The following is a 14,917-nucleotide window of genomic DNA, read 5'->3' as shown; positions in this document are numbered from 1 at the left end:
TCCATTCAGTAGCATGATGCGCGTCGGGGGAACCGCCGGGGGGAGCGGTGATGACTTTTCGCGCGTTCTTGCGAGGGGCCGGAATTCGTGTGGTCCGCCGGATCACCGTGTTGCTGGTCCTCGTTCTGGTGACGAGTGGGTGCGACCGCGACGCACCGATGCTGCTGGTGAAGGCCGTGGCGGTGGGCGTTCCGTCGCTCGCGCCCTTCTTCGACGAGAGTCAGGGGCTGGGCCACGACACCGCGGTCCGGTCGCTGCCGGCGCCGGGCAGTCTCCAGCAGGGTGACACGCCCGGACTGTACGGGGGCACGAAACAGCCCGGCATCTGTGATGTCGAACAATTGAGGGAATTTCTCACCGATCCGCGAAACCACCGGAAGGCGCGGGCGTGGGGCGACGTTTTCGGCATCACCACCGACGGGATTCCTGATTTCCTGGACCGGCTCACACCTGTGCTCCTGCGTCACGACACTCTCGTGAAGAACCACGACTACAAGAAGGAAAAAGCCGTTCCTTTCGACTCCCTGCTCCAGGCGGGAATCGCGGTTCTCGTGGATGAACAAGGAGTTCCGGCGGTGAAGTGCTCCTGCGGTAATCCGCTGCTGCCCTTCACGGGCGACACCGACCGGATCGACGTGGAGTTCCCGCCCGGGGACACGGCGTGGAAGGGGTACGACCGGTCCTCCGTGGTCGCCGTGCGCCCGGCCTCGCGACAGCTGGAGCGGCTCGCGCTCGTCGACGTGCACGAGCCCGACCGTGGCATCACCCGGCCCGTCGGCACGACGGGTGAGAAGGACACCAGCTTCAGCACCCGGAAGATGCGGGTGGTGCCCGACCTGGCGGGGAGCACGTCCGGGGCGGCGAGCCGGAGGCTGGCCGCCGTGGGGCTGCGAGCCGGAGGCTGGCCGCCGTGGGGCTGGCCGCCGCCTATGACGGAGAGGGGTGGCCGCCGGACGACGCCCTGGTCACCGCGTCCGACCCGCCGGCCGGGGAACGTCTGCGGTTCGGGCAGTACGTGACACTGAGTGTGGCCGGGGGCGGGGACAGCGGGAAGAGCACTCCCCCGCACACAGGCGGGGCGGAGCCGACCCGCACTCCCCCGGCGTCGTCCGGCCCGCCGGCTCCGTCCGGCCCGTCGGCTCCGTCCGGCCCTTCGACGTCCTCCGGCCCTTCGACGTCCTCCGGCCCATCGACGTCTTCCAGCCCTTCGACGTCCTCCGGCCCTTCGACGTCTTCCGGCCCTCCGGCTTCCTCCAACCCGCCTGCCTCGTCCGACCCACGGTCGTCGAGCGCACCACCGCGGTCGTCGTCCGACCCGCCGTCGTCGAGCGCACCACCGCGGTCGTCGTCCGACCCGCCGTCGTCGAGCGCGCCACCGCCGTCGTCCGACCCGCGGTCGTCGTCCGGTGCGCCGGCCTCGTCGAGCCCACCGGCCCCGGACGACCCGCCGTCCGGCCCTCCGAACCCGTCGGATCCGCCGCCGTCCCCCGGCCCGCCGACCAGCGCGCCTCCGACCACGACCGACGCGCCGCCGGATCCCCCCAGCGCACGGCCCCGGCCTCCCAGCGCACGGCCCGAGCCTCCGCCGGGCCCGCCCCCCCCCGCCCCCGAAGCCCCGCCGGAGCCGTAGAGGTCACACAGCCGTACCGCCGTAAAGCCCCGTAGAACCCGGGAGTCACCGGATGCCTTCAGGATCACCGACGTCGGGAGTGGGCCGGGTCATCGCCGGCCGTTATCTGCTGCTGAACCCGCTGGGCAGCGGCGGCATGGGACATGTGTGGCGCGCCCACGACCAGAGACTCGCCTGTGATGTCGCGCTCAAGGAAATCGCCTTCCGCGACCCGGCCGAGGCCGAGGGCGAGCGGGAGGCCAGGGTCGCCCGGGCCCGTGCGGAGGCCCGGCACGCGGCGGGGCTGCGCGACCATCCGCATGTGCTCACCGTGCACGACGTGCTGGAGCACGAGGGGCTCCCGTGGATCGTCATGGAGTACGTGGCGGACGCCGTCGACCTGCGCGAGCTGGTGGCCCGCGGCGGCCCGCTGGCCCCCGCCGAGTGCGCCCGGGTCGGCCTGGCGGTGCTGGACGCGCTGACCGCCGGGCACGAGCGGGGCGTCCTGCACCGGGACGTGAAACCGGCGAACATCCTGCTCGCGCCGGACCGTGGCGGGGCGCCGTACGGGCGGGTGCTGCTCACCGACTACGGGATCTCGGTGCAGCCGGACGCCGGGGAGCCGCGGTACACGCGCGCCTCGGTGCTGGTGGGGACGGCCGGTTATCTCGCCCCGGAGCGTGGCACGGGTGGGCCGCCCACACCGGCCGCCGACCTGTTCTCCCTGGGCTGCACGCTGTACTACGGCGTCGAGGGACAGGGCCCCTTCGAGCGGGCGTCGTACCTCGCGGAGATCACGGCGGTGATCACGGAGGACCCGCGGCCGCCGGTGCGCGCGGGGGCCCTGGAGCCCGTACTGCGGGCGCTCCTCATGAAGGATCCGGCCCGGCGGCTCGACGCGGCGGCGGCCGAGGCCGCCCTGTCGCAGCTGCTGCTGCCCCAGGTGGACGCCCATGCGCGGACCTGGACCGATCCGGGGTCGCAGCCGCCGTGGAGCGGGCCTTGGCAGCAGCCGGAAGCAGGGGGGCTGGGCGCCGACCTGGGGCGGCGGGTCGGGCGGGCCGTGCTGACCTGTGTGCTCGGGCTGCTGCTCGCCCTGGGCGGCGTCTGGTACGCGACGGCCTACCGGGCGGCGGGCGACGCGACAGCAGCCCCGTGGCCGTACGGGGAGCGGGTGCGGTTGGCCGGGCCGCTGAAGGACGGTGATTGTGTGCTCGCCGACTGGCCCCGCACCGAGCGCTTCGCCGGCACCCCCCGGCTGGCCCTGGATCCGACGTGCCGGGACAAGGCGCCCGACGGGCAGGTGACGGCGTTCGTGGCGGCCGCGACGGCCGAGGAGGCGCGGCGGCTGGGGCCATGGCGGTGCGCGGAGCGGACGCGGGAGCTGCGGGAGCGGCTCGCGGACGTGCGGAGTCTCGCCGTCGTGCCGACCGGGGCGGGTTTCGAGGCGGCCGGGCGACGCGTCGCGTGTCTGCTGGTGGGTGCGCACGGCCCGGTGTACGGGCCGCTCGGCACCCACCGGCGGATCGGCGCCGCCTTCACCGACACGTCGACCATGCAGAAGCGGGACTGTCTGCGGACCAGCTCCAACCGGGACGCCCGGCTGGCGTCCTGCGAGGGGTCGTACGACGAGCTGGTCGTCGGATTCACCCGGCTGGGTGCCGATGTGACGCTCGCCGAGGCGCGGACCGAGTCGGACGCGGCGTGCCGCCGGGAGCTGCCGCCGGCCGACTACGGGTTCGATCCATCGGTGTACGAATCGGGGTCCTGGTCGAGCCAGGGACCGTGGAAGTCCGGAACGCGTTACGTCGTGTGCACCGTGCGGAGGCAGAACGGGGGCACCATGGAGGGTGACGGACCTTGAGGAGGGTGTTGCGATGCCCAGACCCACGAACGGCTCCACGAACGGCTCCACGAACAGTTCCACGAAGACCATGGGGGTGATCACCGTCGGCGGACTCGTCGCGGTGACGGCCTACACGGTGGCGCTCGGCAGCAACGGCTGGCTGTGGTTCGGCTGGGTCGTGCTGGGGCTCATCACCATCGGGATGGTCGCCACCCGCAGTACCTGAGTTTCGGGGGCCTTACTCCGGCGCGAGCCGGGCCGCCGAGTGCACCCCCGGCTGGTACTTCGGCAGCCGGGCGGTGACCTTCATGCCCGCCCCGACGGCGGTCTCGATGACGAGGCCGTAGGCGTCGCCGTACACCTGGCGCAACCGGTCGTCGACGTTGGACAGGCCGATGCCGCCCGAGGGGCTGATCTCACCGGCGAGGATGCGGCGCAGCAGGTCGGGGTCCATGCCGGCACCGTCGTCCTCGATGACGACGAGGGCCTCGGCGCCGGTGTCCTGCGCGGTGATCTGGATGTGGCACTTCTCGGTCTTGCCCTCCAGGCCGTGCTTGACGGCGTTCTCCACCAGTGGCTGGAGGCACAGGAACGGCAGGGCGACCGGGAGCACCTCGGGAGCGATCTGCAGGGTCACGGCGAGGCGGTCGCCGAAGCGTGCCCGCACGAGGGCCAAGTAGTGGTCGATGGCGTGGAGTTCGTCGGCGAGGGTGGTGAAGTCGCCGCGCCTGCGGAACGAGTAGCGGGTGAAGTCGGCGAACTCCAGGAGCAGTTCGCGGGCGCGCTCGGGGTCGGTGCGGACGAACGAGGCGATCACGGCGAGGGAGTTGAAGATGAAGTGCGGGGAGATCTGGGCACGCAGGGCCCTGACCTCCGCCTCGATCAGCTTGGTGCGGGACTGGTCGAGGTCGGCCAGCTCCAGTTGGACGCTCACCCAACGAGCCACCTCACCGGCCGCGCGGACGAGGACTGCGGACTCGCGCGGGGCACAGGCGACGAGGGCGCCGTGGACGCGGTCGTCGACGGTGAGGGGAGCGACCACGGCCCAGCGCACCGGGCAGTCGGGAGTGTCGCAGGTCAGCGGGAACGCCTCGCCGCGGCCGGTCTCCAGCGGGCCCGCCAGGCGCGCCATGATCTCGGTGCGGTGGTGGGCGCCCACCCCGTCCCAGGCCAGGACCTGTTGCTGATCGGTCAGGCAGAGGGCGTCGGTGCCGAGCAGGGTGCGCAGTCTGCGGGCCGATCGGCGCGCGGTCTCCTCGTTCAGGCCCGCCCGCAGTGGGGGTGCGGCGAGGGAGGCGGTGTGCAGGGTCTCGAAGGTGGCGTGCTCGACGGGGGTGCCGAGGCCGCCGAGGGTCTGGGGGCGGGCGGTGCGGCGGCCCAGCCAGAAACCCGCTGCCAGCAGCGGGAGGACGGCCACACAGAGACCGGCGAGGAACCCGCTCACGCCTTCACCTCCGCCGCCCGCAACTCCTCCGGCAGGTGGAACCGGGCCAGGATCGCCGCCGTGCCGGCGGGTACCCGGCCCGGGGTCGCCAGGGACACCAGGATCATGGTGAGGAAGCCGAGGGGGACCGACCACAGGGCGGGCCAGGCGAGCAGGCTGTGCAGCGGGCCCGAGCCGGGGACGCCGGCCATGGTCGCCGCCACGGCCAGGAAGGCGGACCCGCCGCCGACCAGCATGCCGACGGCCGCGCCGGGCGGGGTCAGCCGGCGCCACCAGATGCCGAGGACGAGCAGCGGGCAGAAGGAGGAGGCGGAGACGGCGAACGCGAGGCCGACGGCGTCGGCGACCGGCAGCCCGCCGACCAGGACGCTCGCCGCCAGCGGTACGACCATGGCGAGTCCGGTGCCGAGCCGGAAGTGCCGTACCCCGCGCGAGGGGAGGACGTCCTGGGTGAGCACGCCCGCCACGGCCATGGTGAGGCCCGACGCGGTGGACAGGAACGCGGCGAACGCGCCCCCGGCGACCAGTGCGCCCAGCAGGTCGCCGCCGAGGCCGCCGATCATCCGGTCGGGCAGCAGCAGGACGGCGGCGTCCGCGTCGCCGGTGAGGGCGAGTTCGGGGGTGTAGAGGCGGCCGAGGACGCCGTAGACGGGGGGCAGCAGATAGAAGCCGCCGATGAGGGCGAGTACGGCGACGGTGGTGCGGCGGGCGGCGACTCCGTGCGGGCTGGTGTAGAAGCGCACGACGACGTGCGGCAGGCCCATGGTGCCCAGGAAGGTGGCGAGGATCAGGCCGTACGTGGCGTACAGGGGGCGTTCCTCGCGGCTCGCGGCGAGTGAGGTCGACATGCCGCCGCTGGTGCCTCGGTCGGGGACGGGGACCGGATCGCCCCGGTCGAAGGTGAGGCGGGTGCCGGCGGTGACGCGGTGGGTGCCCGCGGGGAGTTCGAGGCGGGCGTCGTCGTGCGGGCGTCCGTCCACGGTGCCGCTGACGGTGACGGTCAGCGGCCGTTCCAGCTTCAGGTCGACGGTGTCCTGGACGCGGACGAGCCGCTGTTCGCGGAAGGCCGCGGGTTCCTCGAAGGCGTGCCGGGGTGCTCCGTCGCCCTGCCAGGCGAGGACCAGGAAGAGGGCGGGGACGAGCAGGGCGGTGAGTTTCAGCCAGTACTGGAACGCCTGCACGAAGGTGATGCTGCGCATGCCGCCCGCGGCGACGGTCGCGGTGACGACGACGGCGACGATCAGTCCCCCGAGGGTCTCCGGCGCACCCGTCAGGACAGTCAACGTGAGTCCCGCGCCCTGGAGTTGGGGCAAGAGGTAGAGCCATCCCACGCCGACGACGAAGGCGCCCGCGAGCCGTCGTACCGCCTGGGAGGCGAGACGGGCCTCGGCGAAGTCGGGCAGTGTGTAGGCGCCCGAGCGGCGCAGCGGGGCGGCGACGAACAGCAGCAGGACGAGGTAGCCGGCGGTGTAGCCGACGGGGTACCAGAGCATGTCGGGGCCCTGCACCAGGACCAGTCCGGCGATGCCGAGGAAGGAGGCGGCGGAGAGGTACTCGCCGCTGATGGCGGCGGCGTTGAGGCGGGGGCCGACGGTGCGGGAGGCGACGTAGAAGTCGGATGTGGTGCGGGAGATGCGCAGGCCGAAGGCGCCGACGAGGACGGTGGCGACGACGACGAGGGCGACGGCGGGGACGGCGTAACTGGAGTTCATCGGCTGTGGGTTCCCGGCTGCCGGATCAGCGGTCCTCGACGAGGCGCACGAAGTCGCGTTCGTTGCGTTCGGCGCGCCGTACGTACCAGCGGGCGAGCAGGACGAGGGGGGCGTAGAGGCCGAAGCCGAGGACGGCCCATTCCAGGCGGCGGGCCTCCGGGGCGGCGGCGAACACCAGCGGCAGGGGGCCGACGAGCAGGCCGAGGACGGCGAACACGGTAAGGGCGGACCGCAGTTGGGTGCGCATGAGGGAGCGGACGTAGGTGTGGCCGAGGGTGGTCTGCTCGTCGATCTCGGTGCGGGGACGGTAGTAGCCGGAGGCGTGCCGGGTGCGGCGGGGCGGCCCGGTGACGACGACGCGGCGTTCGGTGGGGTCCTGGTGGGGCACGATTACGGCCTCCTCATCAGCAGGTCCCGCAGTTCGCGTGTGTGGCGGCGGCTGACCTGGAGTTCCTCGCTGCCGACCAGGACGCTCACCGAGCCCGCGTCGAGGCGGAGTTCGCCGATGTGGTGCAGGGCGACGAGGTGGCGGCGGTGGATGCGGACGAAGCCGCGGGAGCGCCAGCGCTCCTCCAGGGTGGACAGCGGGATACGGACGAGGTGGCTGCCGCGGCCGGTGTGCAGCCGGGCGTAGTCGCCCTGCGCCTCGACGTGGGTGATGTCGTCGACGGCGACGAAGCGGGTCACACCGCCGAGTTCGACGGGTATGTGGTCGGGGTCGGGTTCGTGCACGGGTATCCGCGCGGCGGTGCCGCGCTGTTCGGGGGTGGCGCGTTCGACGACACGGCGGACCGCCTCGGCGAGGCGTTCCTTGCGCACGGGCTTGAGGACGTAGTCGACGGCCTTGAGGTCGAAGGCCTGGACGGCGAAGTCCTCGTGGGCGGTGACGAACACGACCAGCGGCGGCCGGGCGAAGCCGGTCAGCAGCCGGGCCAGGTCGAGGCCGTCCAGGCCGGGCATGTTGATGTCGAGGAAGACAACGTCGATCGCCTCGGGCCCGCCCGGCCCCGACTCCAGGGCGCGGTTGATGCGGCGCAGCGCCTCGGTCGCGTCACCGGCGCCCTCGACGCTGCCGATCCGGGGATCCGCGGTCAGCAGGTACAGCAACTCCTCCAGCGAGGGGCGTTCGTCGTCGACAGCCAGGGCGCGCAGCATGAACGTGGAGTCTAGGAGCAATTCGCACGCCTGGACATCTCGTCGGCGTGCGCGTTCGCGCTGGACACGGTGGTACCGCTGGGCTGGTTACAGTGCGGCCATGAACAGCAGGCCCTCGTCCTTCGACGACCTCGACCGGAAGATCGTCACCGCGCTGATGGCGAACGCCCGGAGCAGTTTCGCCGAGATCGGCGCCGCGGTCGGTCTGTCCTCGACGGCGGTCAAGCGGCGGGTGGACCGGCTGCGTGAGACGGGTGTGATCACCGGGTTCACGGCCACGGTGAAACCGTCCGCGCTGGGCTGGCGCACCGAGGCGTACGTGGAGGTGTACTGCGAGGGCGCGGCCCCGCCGCGGCGGCTGGCGGAGGTGGTGCGCAACCATCCGGAGATCACCGCGGCGATGACGGTGACGGGCGGCGCCGACGCCCTGCTGCACGTGCGGGCGCGGGACGTGGAGCACTTCGAGGAGGTGCTGGAGCGGATCCGCGTCGAGCCGTTCATCCGCAAGACGATCAGCGTGATGGTGCTGTCCCATCTGCTGCCGGAGGCCCCGGAGGCCGGCGCCAGCCAGCCCGCCCCGGAGAGCGCATGAGACGTGCGTGGGCTGCGGAGACAACGCAGCGTTGCTGCGCGGACACGCAGTCTTTCTTGCTTGTCGCGCTTCTCGGCCGCTCCCTACCTTGGTGTCATCCCAGTCGACACCGCAGGAAAAGCGGAGGAACCCCTCTGTGCTCGAAAGCCGTGTCCAGCGCCCCCGGCGCTTTCTCGTCTGCGAACCCAGACACTTCGCCGTGCAGTACGCGATCAACCCCTGGATGCATCCCGACGCCCACGTCGACGTCGACCTCGCCCAGGAGCAGTGGCACTCGCTGATCAGTGCCTACCGTGCCCACGGGCACACCGTCGACTCCGTGGAGCCGGTCCCCGGTCTCCCGGACATGGTCTTCGCCGCGAACTCGGCCGTCGTCGTCGCCGGCCGCGTCCTCGGCTCCCTCTTCCACGCGCCGGAGCGGCGTCTGGAGTCGGTTCACTACGACACCTGGTTCAAGACCGCCGGTTACGACGTCCACCGGCCCGAGGCCGTCTGCGAGGGCGAGGGCGACCTGGTGTGGACCGGCCGTTACCTGCTGGCCGGCACCGGGTTCCGCACGGCCCGGGACGCGCACCGTGAGGCACAGGAGTTCTTCGGCCACCCGGTGATCAGCCTGACCCTGGTGAACCCGTACTTCTATCACCTGGACACGGCGCTGTTCGTGCTCGACGACGACAACATCTCCTACTACCCGGAGGCTTTCTCGCCGGGCAGCCGCGACGTGCTCGCGCGGCTGTACCCGGATGCGGTGCTCGCCACCCGCGACGACGCGATGGCGTTCGGCCTGAACTCCGTCTCCGACGGACGCCATGTCTTCATCGCCCCGGCCGCCGAGGCCCTCGCCGAGCGGCTCACGGGCCACGGCTACGTCCCCGTCCCCGTCGACCTGTCGGAGTTCCACAAGGCCGGCGGCGGCATCAAGTGCTGCACTCAGGAGATCCGCTCATGACCGCACCCGCTCGTACGCGTACCTCCGCCGACCTGATCCGCGCCGAGGAGCCGGTCCTCGCGCACAACTACCACCCGCTGCCTGTGGTCGTCGCCCGCGCGGCGGGCGCCTGGGTGGAGGACGTCGAGGGGCGCCGCTACCTCGACATGCTGGCCGGCTACTCGGCCCTGAACTTCGGTCACCGCCACCCCGCGCTGATCGAGGCGGCGCACCGCCAGCTCGACCGGCTCACCCTCACCTCGCGCGCCTTCCACAACGACCGGCTCGCCGGGTTCGCCGAGCGGCTCGCGGAGCTGACGGGCCTGGACATGGTGCTGCCGATGAACACCGGCGCCGAGGCGGTGGAGAGCGGGATCAAGGTGGCCCGCAAGTGGGCGTACGAGGTGAAGGGCGTCCCGGCCGACCGGGCGACGATCGTGGTCGCGGCGGACAACTTCCACGGCCGTACGACGACGATCGTGAGCTTCTCGACGGACGAGACGGCGCGCTCGGGGTTCGGGCCGTTCACCCCGGGGTTCCGGGTCGTGCCGTACAACGACCTGGCCGCGCTGGAGGCGGCGGTCGACGAGACCACGGCGGCGGTGCTGATCGAGCCGATCCAGGGCGAGGCGGGCGTCGTGATCCCCGACGACGGTTATCTGGCGGGCGTCCGTGAGCTGACCCGGCGGGCGAACTGCCTGTTCGTCGCGGACGAGATCCAGTCGGGCCTGGGGCGCACGGGGCGGACGCTGGCGGTCGAGCACGAGGGGGTCGTCCCGGACGTCGTGCTGCTCGGCAAGGCGCTGGGCGGCGGCATCGTGCCGGTGTCGGCGGTCGTCGGGCGCCGGGAGGTGCTGGGCGTGTTGCGGCCGGGCGAGCACGGCTCGACGTTCGGCGGCAACCCCCTCGCGGCGGCGGTCGGCACGGCCGTGGTCGAGCTGCTGGAGACGGGCGAGTTCCAGAGCCGGGCCGCCGAGCTGGGCGCGGTGCTGCGGGACGGTCTGACGGAGCTGGTCGGCAGGGGCGTCGTCGGGTTCCGCTCGCGCGGGCTGTGGGCGGGCGTCGACATCGACCCGGACCTCGGCACCGGTCGCGAGGTGAGCGAACGCCTGATGCGGGAGGGCGTCCTCGTGAAGGACACCCACGGCTCGACGATCCGTCTGGCCCCGCCGCTGACGATCACCGCGGAGGAACTGGCGTCGGCGCTGGGCTCATTGGAGAAGGTGCTCGGGGGAGGTGTCTGAGGCCGCCTTGAGGGCTGAGGGGGCCGTGGCGGACCCGTCAGCCCTGCTCCTCGTACGCGCTGATCACATACCGTGCCTCGTCGTCGGTCGCGTTCTCGTCCCGGTCCACCTCGATCCGCAGCGGGTGCCCGTCCGTCGCGTACCGCGCCCTCGTGACGTCGGCGCGGTCGTGGCGGGCCTCGTCCAGTTCCGCGAGAAGACCGGCGAGGGTGGGGATCGCGCCGGGTGACTCCGCGACGACCCGGCGGCTGTCCTCGTCGAGGCCCGTCGCCCGGACGACCTCGCCGTCGCGGACGGTCACCCGGAAGGCGCCGATCAGGGCCCGCTCCCCCGCGCTCGACGTGAGGGTGTAGGTGTAGGCGGCGGGCTCGGTCCAGGCGGGCCGGGCGGGCGCGGTCCCGGCCGTCGGCACCGGGGCGCCGCAGGCGGTCAGGGCGGCGCACGCCAGCAGGGCGCGGGCGGTGGATCGTACGGCGGTCATGGGTGCCTTTCGTCGCGGCCTTCGCTGCGTGGGTCGCTCCTTCGACGCCCGGCCCCGGAGGAACGTTCGCTCCGCGTGCTCCCGGGTGAAGATGGGAACGGGAGGTGGTAGACCACTCTCAGCGACAGAGAGGTCGGCCGTGGGCACATTCGACGAGCGCGACGTTGCCCGGCGGCGGTCCGACGTGGCGGTCGCCGTGCCTGTGCTGCTCGACGCGCAGGGCGTGGTGCGCAGCTGGACCGGGGACGCGCAGCGCCTGCTGGGCTACGCGGCCGCCGAGGCGGTCGGTGCCCGGCTGTCCGGTCTGCTGGCCGACGAGGACGCGTCGCGCGTGCCGGAGCTCGTGGAGCGGTGCCGTCGGGACGGGGGCTGGGCTGGGTCGCTGACGGTCCGCCGCAAGGACGGCCGGCCGGTGCGCGTGGTCGCCCGGATCACCTCGGCGCGGGAGCCCGGCGGCCCCGCGCGGTGGCTGCTGCTGATGACGGAGACGGCAGACGGTCCGGCCGGGGACCTGGACCGCGGTGTGCTGCAGCAGATCGTCGACCGGGCACCGATCGGCATGGCGGTCGTCGACGCCGACCTGCGCTACGTGTGGTCCAACGAGGCGCTGGCCCGCTTCGGCGGCGGTCCGCCCGAGCGGCGGATCGGGCTGCGGCTGGCGGACGTGCAGCCGGGGCTGGACTCCGAGGCGTTCGAGGCGCTGATGCGGCGGGTGCTGGACAGCGGGGAACCGGTCGTCGGGTACGAGCAACTGGGGCGCGTCCGGTCGGCACCGCACCGGGAGACGATGCACATGCTGTCGATCACCCGGCTCGACGACGAGCGGGGCCGCCCGATGGGCGTCTACTACACGGTCGTCGACATCACCGAGCGGCATCGCGCCCGGCAGCGCCTCGCCCTGCTGGACCGGGCCGGCGAGCTCATCGGGGGCAGCCTGGACATCATGCGGACGGCGCAGGATCTGGCCGATGTGGTGGTGCCGGGGTTCGCCGACTTCGTCACCGTGGATCTGCTGGAGTCGGTGCTGCGGGGCGCCGAGCCCGCGCCCGTGGCGGCCCATGACCCGGTGCCGCTGCGCCGGGCGGGCCGGCAGTCCTCGAGTTCCGGTGTCCCGGAGTCCGTGCTCGGCGTCGGCGGGGCCGTCACCTATGCGGCGGGTTCGCCGCCGGTCCGCTGCCTGGTCACGGGGCGCTCCTGGCGCGAGGAGCGGCTCGACCCGCGCGCCGGGGAGTGGGCGGCGGACGTCCCGGGCGGCCGGGAGGCCACCTTCTGGGACCTGGGCCTGCACAGCGTGCTGGTGGTGCCGATCCGGGCCCGGGGTGTCACCCTCGGCGTGGCCACGTTCTTCCGGCGGCATCGGCGGGAACCGTTCGACGAGGACGACCTCAGCCTGGCCGAGGACCTGGTCGCGCGGGCGGCCGTGTGGGTGGACAACGCCCGGCGCTACACCCGTGAGCGCGACGCGGCCCTGGTGCTCCAGCGCAACCTGCTCCCGCACCGGCTGCCGGAGTCGGACGCGATGGAGGTGTCCGCCTGCTACCGCCCGGCCGACGAGCTGATCGGGCTGGGCGGGGACTGGTACGACGTGATCCCGCTGTCCGGCGCGCGCGTCGCCCTGGTGGTGGGTGAGGTGCCCGGGCACGGCATCGGCGCCGCCGCGGCCATGGGCCGGCTGCGGACCGCCGTACGGACGCTGGCGGCCCTGGATCTGCCGCCGGACGAGGTGCTCGCGCATCTCGACGATCTGGTGGGTCGGACGGCGCGCGAGGAGGGCGGGGAGCCCGAGGGCGGTACCGGGGCGGAGGGCTCGGGGTGCGTGTACGTGGTCTACGACCCGGTCGACGGGCGGTGCGCGATGGCGGCCGCGGGGCATCCGGTGCCGGCCGTGATCCGGCCGGACGGCACGGTCTCCTTCGTGGCACTGCCGCAGGGTCCGTCGCTGGGGGCGGGCGGCCCGCCGTTCGAGGCGCTGGAGCTGTCCCTGGCGGAGGGCAGCACGCTCGCGCTGCACACCGACGGGCTGCTGGCGCACGGGGAGGTGTGGGTCCTGGACGTGGACCGGGAGCGGCTGCGGCGGGCCCTGGAGGCGTCGGCGGAGACGCTGGAGCTGCGCTGCCGGACCGTCGTCGACGCGCTGGTGCCGTCCCGCCCGTACGACGACGTGGCGCTGCTGATGGCCCGTACCCGGCGGCTGGGCGCCGACCAGGTGGCGGTCTGGGATCTGCCGCGGGATCCGGTGGTCGTCGCCGACGCCCGGAGGGCGGCGCGCCGGCGGCTGGCCGAGTGGGGGCTGGAGGAGCTGGCCTTCACGACGGAGCTGGTGGTCAGCGAGCTGGTCACCAACGCCATCCGGTACGCCCGCGGCCCGATCCGGCTGCGGCTGATCCGGGAGCGGGCGCTGACCTGCGAGGTCTTCGACGGCGGCGCCACGGCTCCGCATCTGCGCCATCCGCGCACCATGGACGAGGGCGGGCGGGGTCTGCTGTTGGTCTCGCAGTTCACCCAGCGGTGGGGCACCCGTTTCGTCCCGGACGGGAAGATCATCTGGGCCGAGCAGTCACTGTCGGGGCCCGCGGTGTGAGACGAGGCAGCCCTCCCCGCCGCCATTGGTGCGAAACTGGTTCAAAACCGGCGGTGAGGCGGCGGGTATGGACGACGAGACGGCGATCGACTACGCGACGGTGTTCCAGGCGTTGCCGGGCATGGTCGCCCTGCTGACCCCCGACCTGGTCTACGCGGACGTCAACGAGGAGTTCCTCCGGGTGGCCGGCCGCAGGCGCGAGCAGGTGGTCGGCCGCCGTATCTTCGACGTCTTCCCGGACAACCCGAACGACCCCGCCGCGACCGGCATGCGCAATCTGGAAGCGTCCCTGCAGCGGGTGCTGGCCACCGGCGAGCGGGACGCCATGGCCCTCCAGCGCTATGACGTCGAATCCCTCCCCGGCGTGTGGGAGGAGCGCTACTGGAGTCCGGTCAATGTGCCGGTGCTCGGCACGGACGGCAAGGTGGTGCTGCTGGTGCACCGGGTGGAGGAGGTCACCGAGCTGATCCGGGCCCGCGGTGGCCCGAGCGGCAGCCGGGCCCGGGTGCTGGAGGCCGAGCTGTACACGCGGGCCCGGGAACTTCAGCATCTCAACGACCGCCTGCGCCAGGCGCACGCCCGCGAACGCGAGGTCGCGATGGCCTTGCAGGAGGCCATGCTGCCCGCCGCCCGCCAGGTGGGCCACCGCGAGGCCGCCGTGCGCTACCGGCCCGCGGTCGGTGCGCTGAACGTGTGCGGGGACTGGTACGACCTGGTCGACCTGGTGGGCGGCAACCGGATCGGGGTCTCCGTGGGGGACGTGGTCGGGCACGGCCTGGAGGCGGCCGGGGTGATGGGCCAGCTGCGCAGCGCGCTGAGCGCCACCTCCCGCGTGGCGGAGGGCCCGGCCCAGGCCCTGGACGTCCTGGGCCGGTACGCGAACGTCGTCGACGGGGCCGAGTCGGCCACGGCGGTGACGACGTTCATCGACTGTGACCTCCATACGATCACCTACAGCAGCGCCGGTCATCCGCCGCCCGCGCTGGTCCATCCCGACGGCCGGGTGGAGTTCCTCGACCGTGCCACCGACACGCCGCTCGACGCGCGCCCGGAACCCGTCCCGAGGCCCCAGGCAGGCACCAGCTACGCCGACGGCGCCACCCTCGTGCTGTACACGGACGGACTGGTCGAACGGCGCCGTGAGGACATCGACACCGGTCTGGCCCGGCTGGCCGACTCCCTCGCGCGGCACCGGGACGAGGACCCCGAGCGGCTCGCCGACGCCGTACTCCTGGAGTTGCTGCCGCCGGGCGGTGCCACCGACGACACGGCTCTGGTCATCGTGCGCCTGTGAACGCGGCGTTCAGCGGGGCGGCGTGAGAAGC

14 protein-coding genes are annotated in these 14,917 nt (G+C 73.1%); 8 read left to right on the top strand and 6 right to left on the bottom strand.

Annotated elements, in window-relative coordinates:
* Nucleotides 1–89: 89 nt before the first annotated feature.
* Nucleotides 90–1,019: a DUF6777 domain-containing protein gene (locus IG99_RS49565; protein WP_063768307.1), complete on the top strand. Its 930-nt coding sequence runs from the start codon at nt 90–92 to the stop codon at nt 1,017–1,019.
* On the opposite strand, the gene IG99_RS48695 is transcribed toward IG99_RS49565, so the two are convergent.
* Entirely contained in the window at nt 928–1,518 is a 591-nt protein-coding gene (locus IG99_RS48695) for a hypothetical protein (RefSeq protein ID WP_158973175.1), read from the bottom strand. The genes IG99_RS49565 and IG99_RS48695 overlap by 92 nt on opposite strands.
* 164 nt (nt 1,519–1,682) lie before the next feature.
* Here IG99_RS48695 and IG99_RS11815 point away from each other — a divergent pair, with 164 nt between their 5' ends.
* Nucleotides 1,683–3,473: a serine/threonine-protein kinase gene (locus tag IG99_RS11815; RefSeq protein ID WP_037672645.1), complete on the top strand. Its 1,791-nt coding sequence runs from the start codon at nt 1,683–1,685 to the stop codon at nt 3,471–3,473.
* A 13-nt stretch (nt 3,474–3,486) separates the two neighbouring features.
* A complete protein-coding gene (locus IG99_RS11810) occupies nt 3,487–3,681 on the top strand; it encodes a membrane protein (RefSeq protein WP_037672643.1) in 195 nt (64 codons plus the stop codon).
* 12 nt (nt 3,682–3,693) lie between these two features.
* On the opposite strand, the gene IG99_RS11805 is transcribed toward IG99_RS11810, so the two are convergent.
* The 4 genes from IG99_RS11805 to IG99_RS11790 are packed head-to-tail and all read right to left on the bottom strand — an operon-like array spanning nt 3,694 to nt 7,766.
* A complete protein-coding gene (locus IG99_RS11805; RefSeq protein ID WP_037672641.1) occupies nt 3,694–4,899 on the bottom strand; it encodes a sensor histidine kinase in 1,206 nt (401 codons plus the stop codon).
* Nucleotides 4,896–6,611, bottom strand: a complete 1,716-nt coding sequence (locus IG99_RS11800) for a sodium/solute symporter (RefSeq protein ID WP_037672639.1) — start codon at nt 6,609–6,611, stop codon at nt 4,896–4,898. The genes IG99_RS11805 and IG99_RS11800 overlap by 4 nt, the downstream gene beginning before the upstream one ends.
* 25 nt (nt 6,612–6,636) lie before the next feature.
* Nucleotides 6,637–6,999 carry a hypothetical protein gene (locus IG99_RS11795; protein ID WP_037672637.1) on the bottom strand — a complete coding sequence of 121 codons (363 nt, stop codon included), beginning with the start codon at nt 6,997–6,999 and terminating at the stop codon, nt 6,637–6,639.
* 2 nt (nt 7,000–7,001) lie between these two features.
* Nucleotides 7,002–7,766: a LytR/AlgR family response regulator transcription factor gene (locus IG99_RS11790; RefSeq protein WP_037672635.1), complete on the bottom strand. Its 765-nt coding sequence runs from the start codon at nt 7,764–7,766 to the stop codon at nt 7,002–7,004.
* Nucleotides 7,767–7,866: 100 nt separating this feature from the next.
* On the opposite strand from IG99_RS11790, the gene IG99_RS11785 reads away from it, so the two are divergent.
* From IG99_RS11785 to rocD, 3 genes are all read left to right on the top strand, one after another.
* Nucleotides 7,867–8,358: an Lrp/AsnC family transcriptional regulator gene (locus IG99_RS11785; RefSeq protein WP_037672633.1), complete on the top strand. Its 492-nt coding sequence runs from the start codon at nt 7,867–7,869 to the stop codon at nt 8,356–8,358.
* A gap of 136 nt (nt 8,359–8,494) precedes the next feature.
* Nucleotides 8,495–9,307 (top strand): dimethylargininase, encoded by an 813-nt coding sequence (gene ddaH, locus IG99_RS11780; protein ID WP_037672631.1) that lies wholly within the window; start codon nt 8,495–8,497, stop codon nt 9,305–9,307.
* A complete protein-coding gene (gene rocD, locus IG99_RS11775) occupies nt 9,304–10,530 on the top strand; it encodes an ornithine--oxo-acid transaminase (RefSeq protein WP_037672628.1) in 1,227 nt (408 codons plus the stop codon). The genes ddaH and rocD overlap by 4 nt, the downstream gene beginning before the upstream one ends.
* A 37-nt stretch (nt 10,531–10,567) precedes the next feature.
* Here rocD and IG99_RS11770 read toward each other — a convergent pair whose 3' ends face one another.
* The gene (locus IG99_RS11770; protein WP_037672625.1) at nt 10,568–11,011 is read right to left on the bottom strand and encodes a DUF6174 domain-containing protein; all 444 of its coding nucleotides are present in this window, start codon (nt 11,009–11,011) and stop codon (nt 10,568–10,570) included.
* A 139-nt stretch (nt 11,012–11,150) separates the two neighbouring features.
* Between IG99_RS11770 and IG99_RS11765 the strand changes: the two genes are divergently transcribed.
* Complete coding sequence (locus tag IG99_RS11765) at nt 11,151–13,592, top strand: SpoIIE family protein phosphatase (RefSeq protein WP_037672622.1); 2,442 nt, start codon at nt 11,151–11,153, stop codon at nt 13,590–13,592.
* Between the two features lie 67 nt (nt 13,593–13,659).
* Entirely contained in the window at nt 13,660–14,886 is a 1,227-nt protein-coding gene (locus tag IG99_RS11760; RefSeq protein WP_037672621.1) for a PP2C family protein-serine/threonine phosphatase, read from the top strand.
* The last annotated feature ends 31 nt before the right edge of the window (nt 14,887–14,917 follow it).

This window comes from Streptomyces griseus subsp. griseus (assembly GCF_000720255.1).
Lineage (GTDB): Bacteria > Actinomycetota > Actinomycetes > Streptomycetales > Streptomycetaceae > Streptomyces > Streptomyces griseus_I.
The sequence above is the reverse complement of the archived record's forward strand: the minus strand, read 5'-3'. Positions and strand labels throughout refer to the sequence as shown.

Coding starts and splice junctions, on each gene's coding strand:
- IG99_RS11815 (WP_037672645.1), top strand. CDS start 1,683: ATGCCTTCAGGATCACCGACGTCGGGAGTGGGCCGGGTCATCGCCGGC.
- IG99_RS11810 (WP_037672643.1), top strand. CDS start 3,487: ATGCCCAGACCCACGAACGGCTCCACGAACGGCTCCACGAACAGTTCC.
- IG99_RS11800 (WP_037672639.1), bottom strand. CDS start 6,611: ATGAACTCCAGTTACGCCGTCCCCGCCGTCGCCCTCGTCGTCGTCGCC.
- IG99_RS11790 (WP_037672635.1), bottom strand. CDS start 7,766: ATGCTGCGCGCCCTGGCTGTCGACGACGAACGCCCCTCGCTGGAGGAG.
- IG99_RS11785 (WP_037672633.1), top strand. CDS start 7,867: ATGAACAGCAGGCCCTCGTCCTTCGACGACCTCGACCGGAAGATCGTC.
- rocD (WP_037672628.1), top strand. CDS start 9,304: ATGACCGCACCCGCTCGTACGCGTACCTCCGCCGACCTGATCCGCGCC.
- IG99_RS11770 (WP_037672625.1), bottom strand. CDS start 11,011: ATGACCGCCGTACGATCCACCGCCCGCGCCCTGCTGGCGTGCGCCGCC.
- IG99_RS11760 (WP_037672621.1), top strand. CDS start 13,660: ATGGACGACGAGACGGCGATCGACTACGCGACGGTGTTCCAGGCGTTG.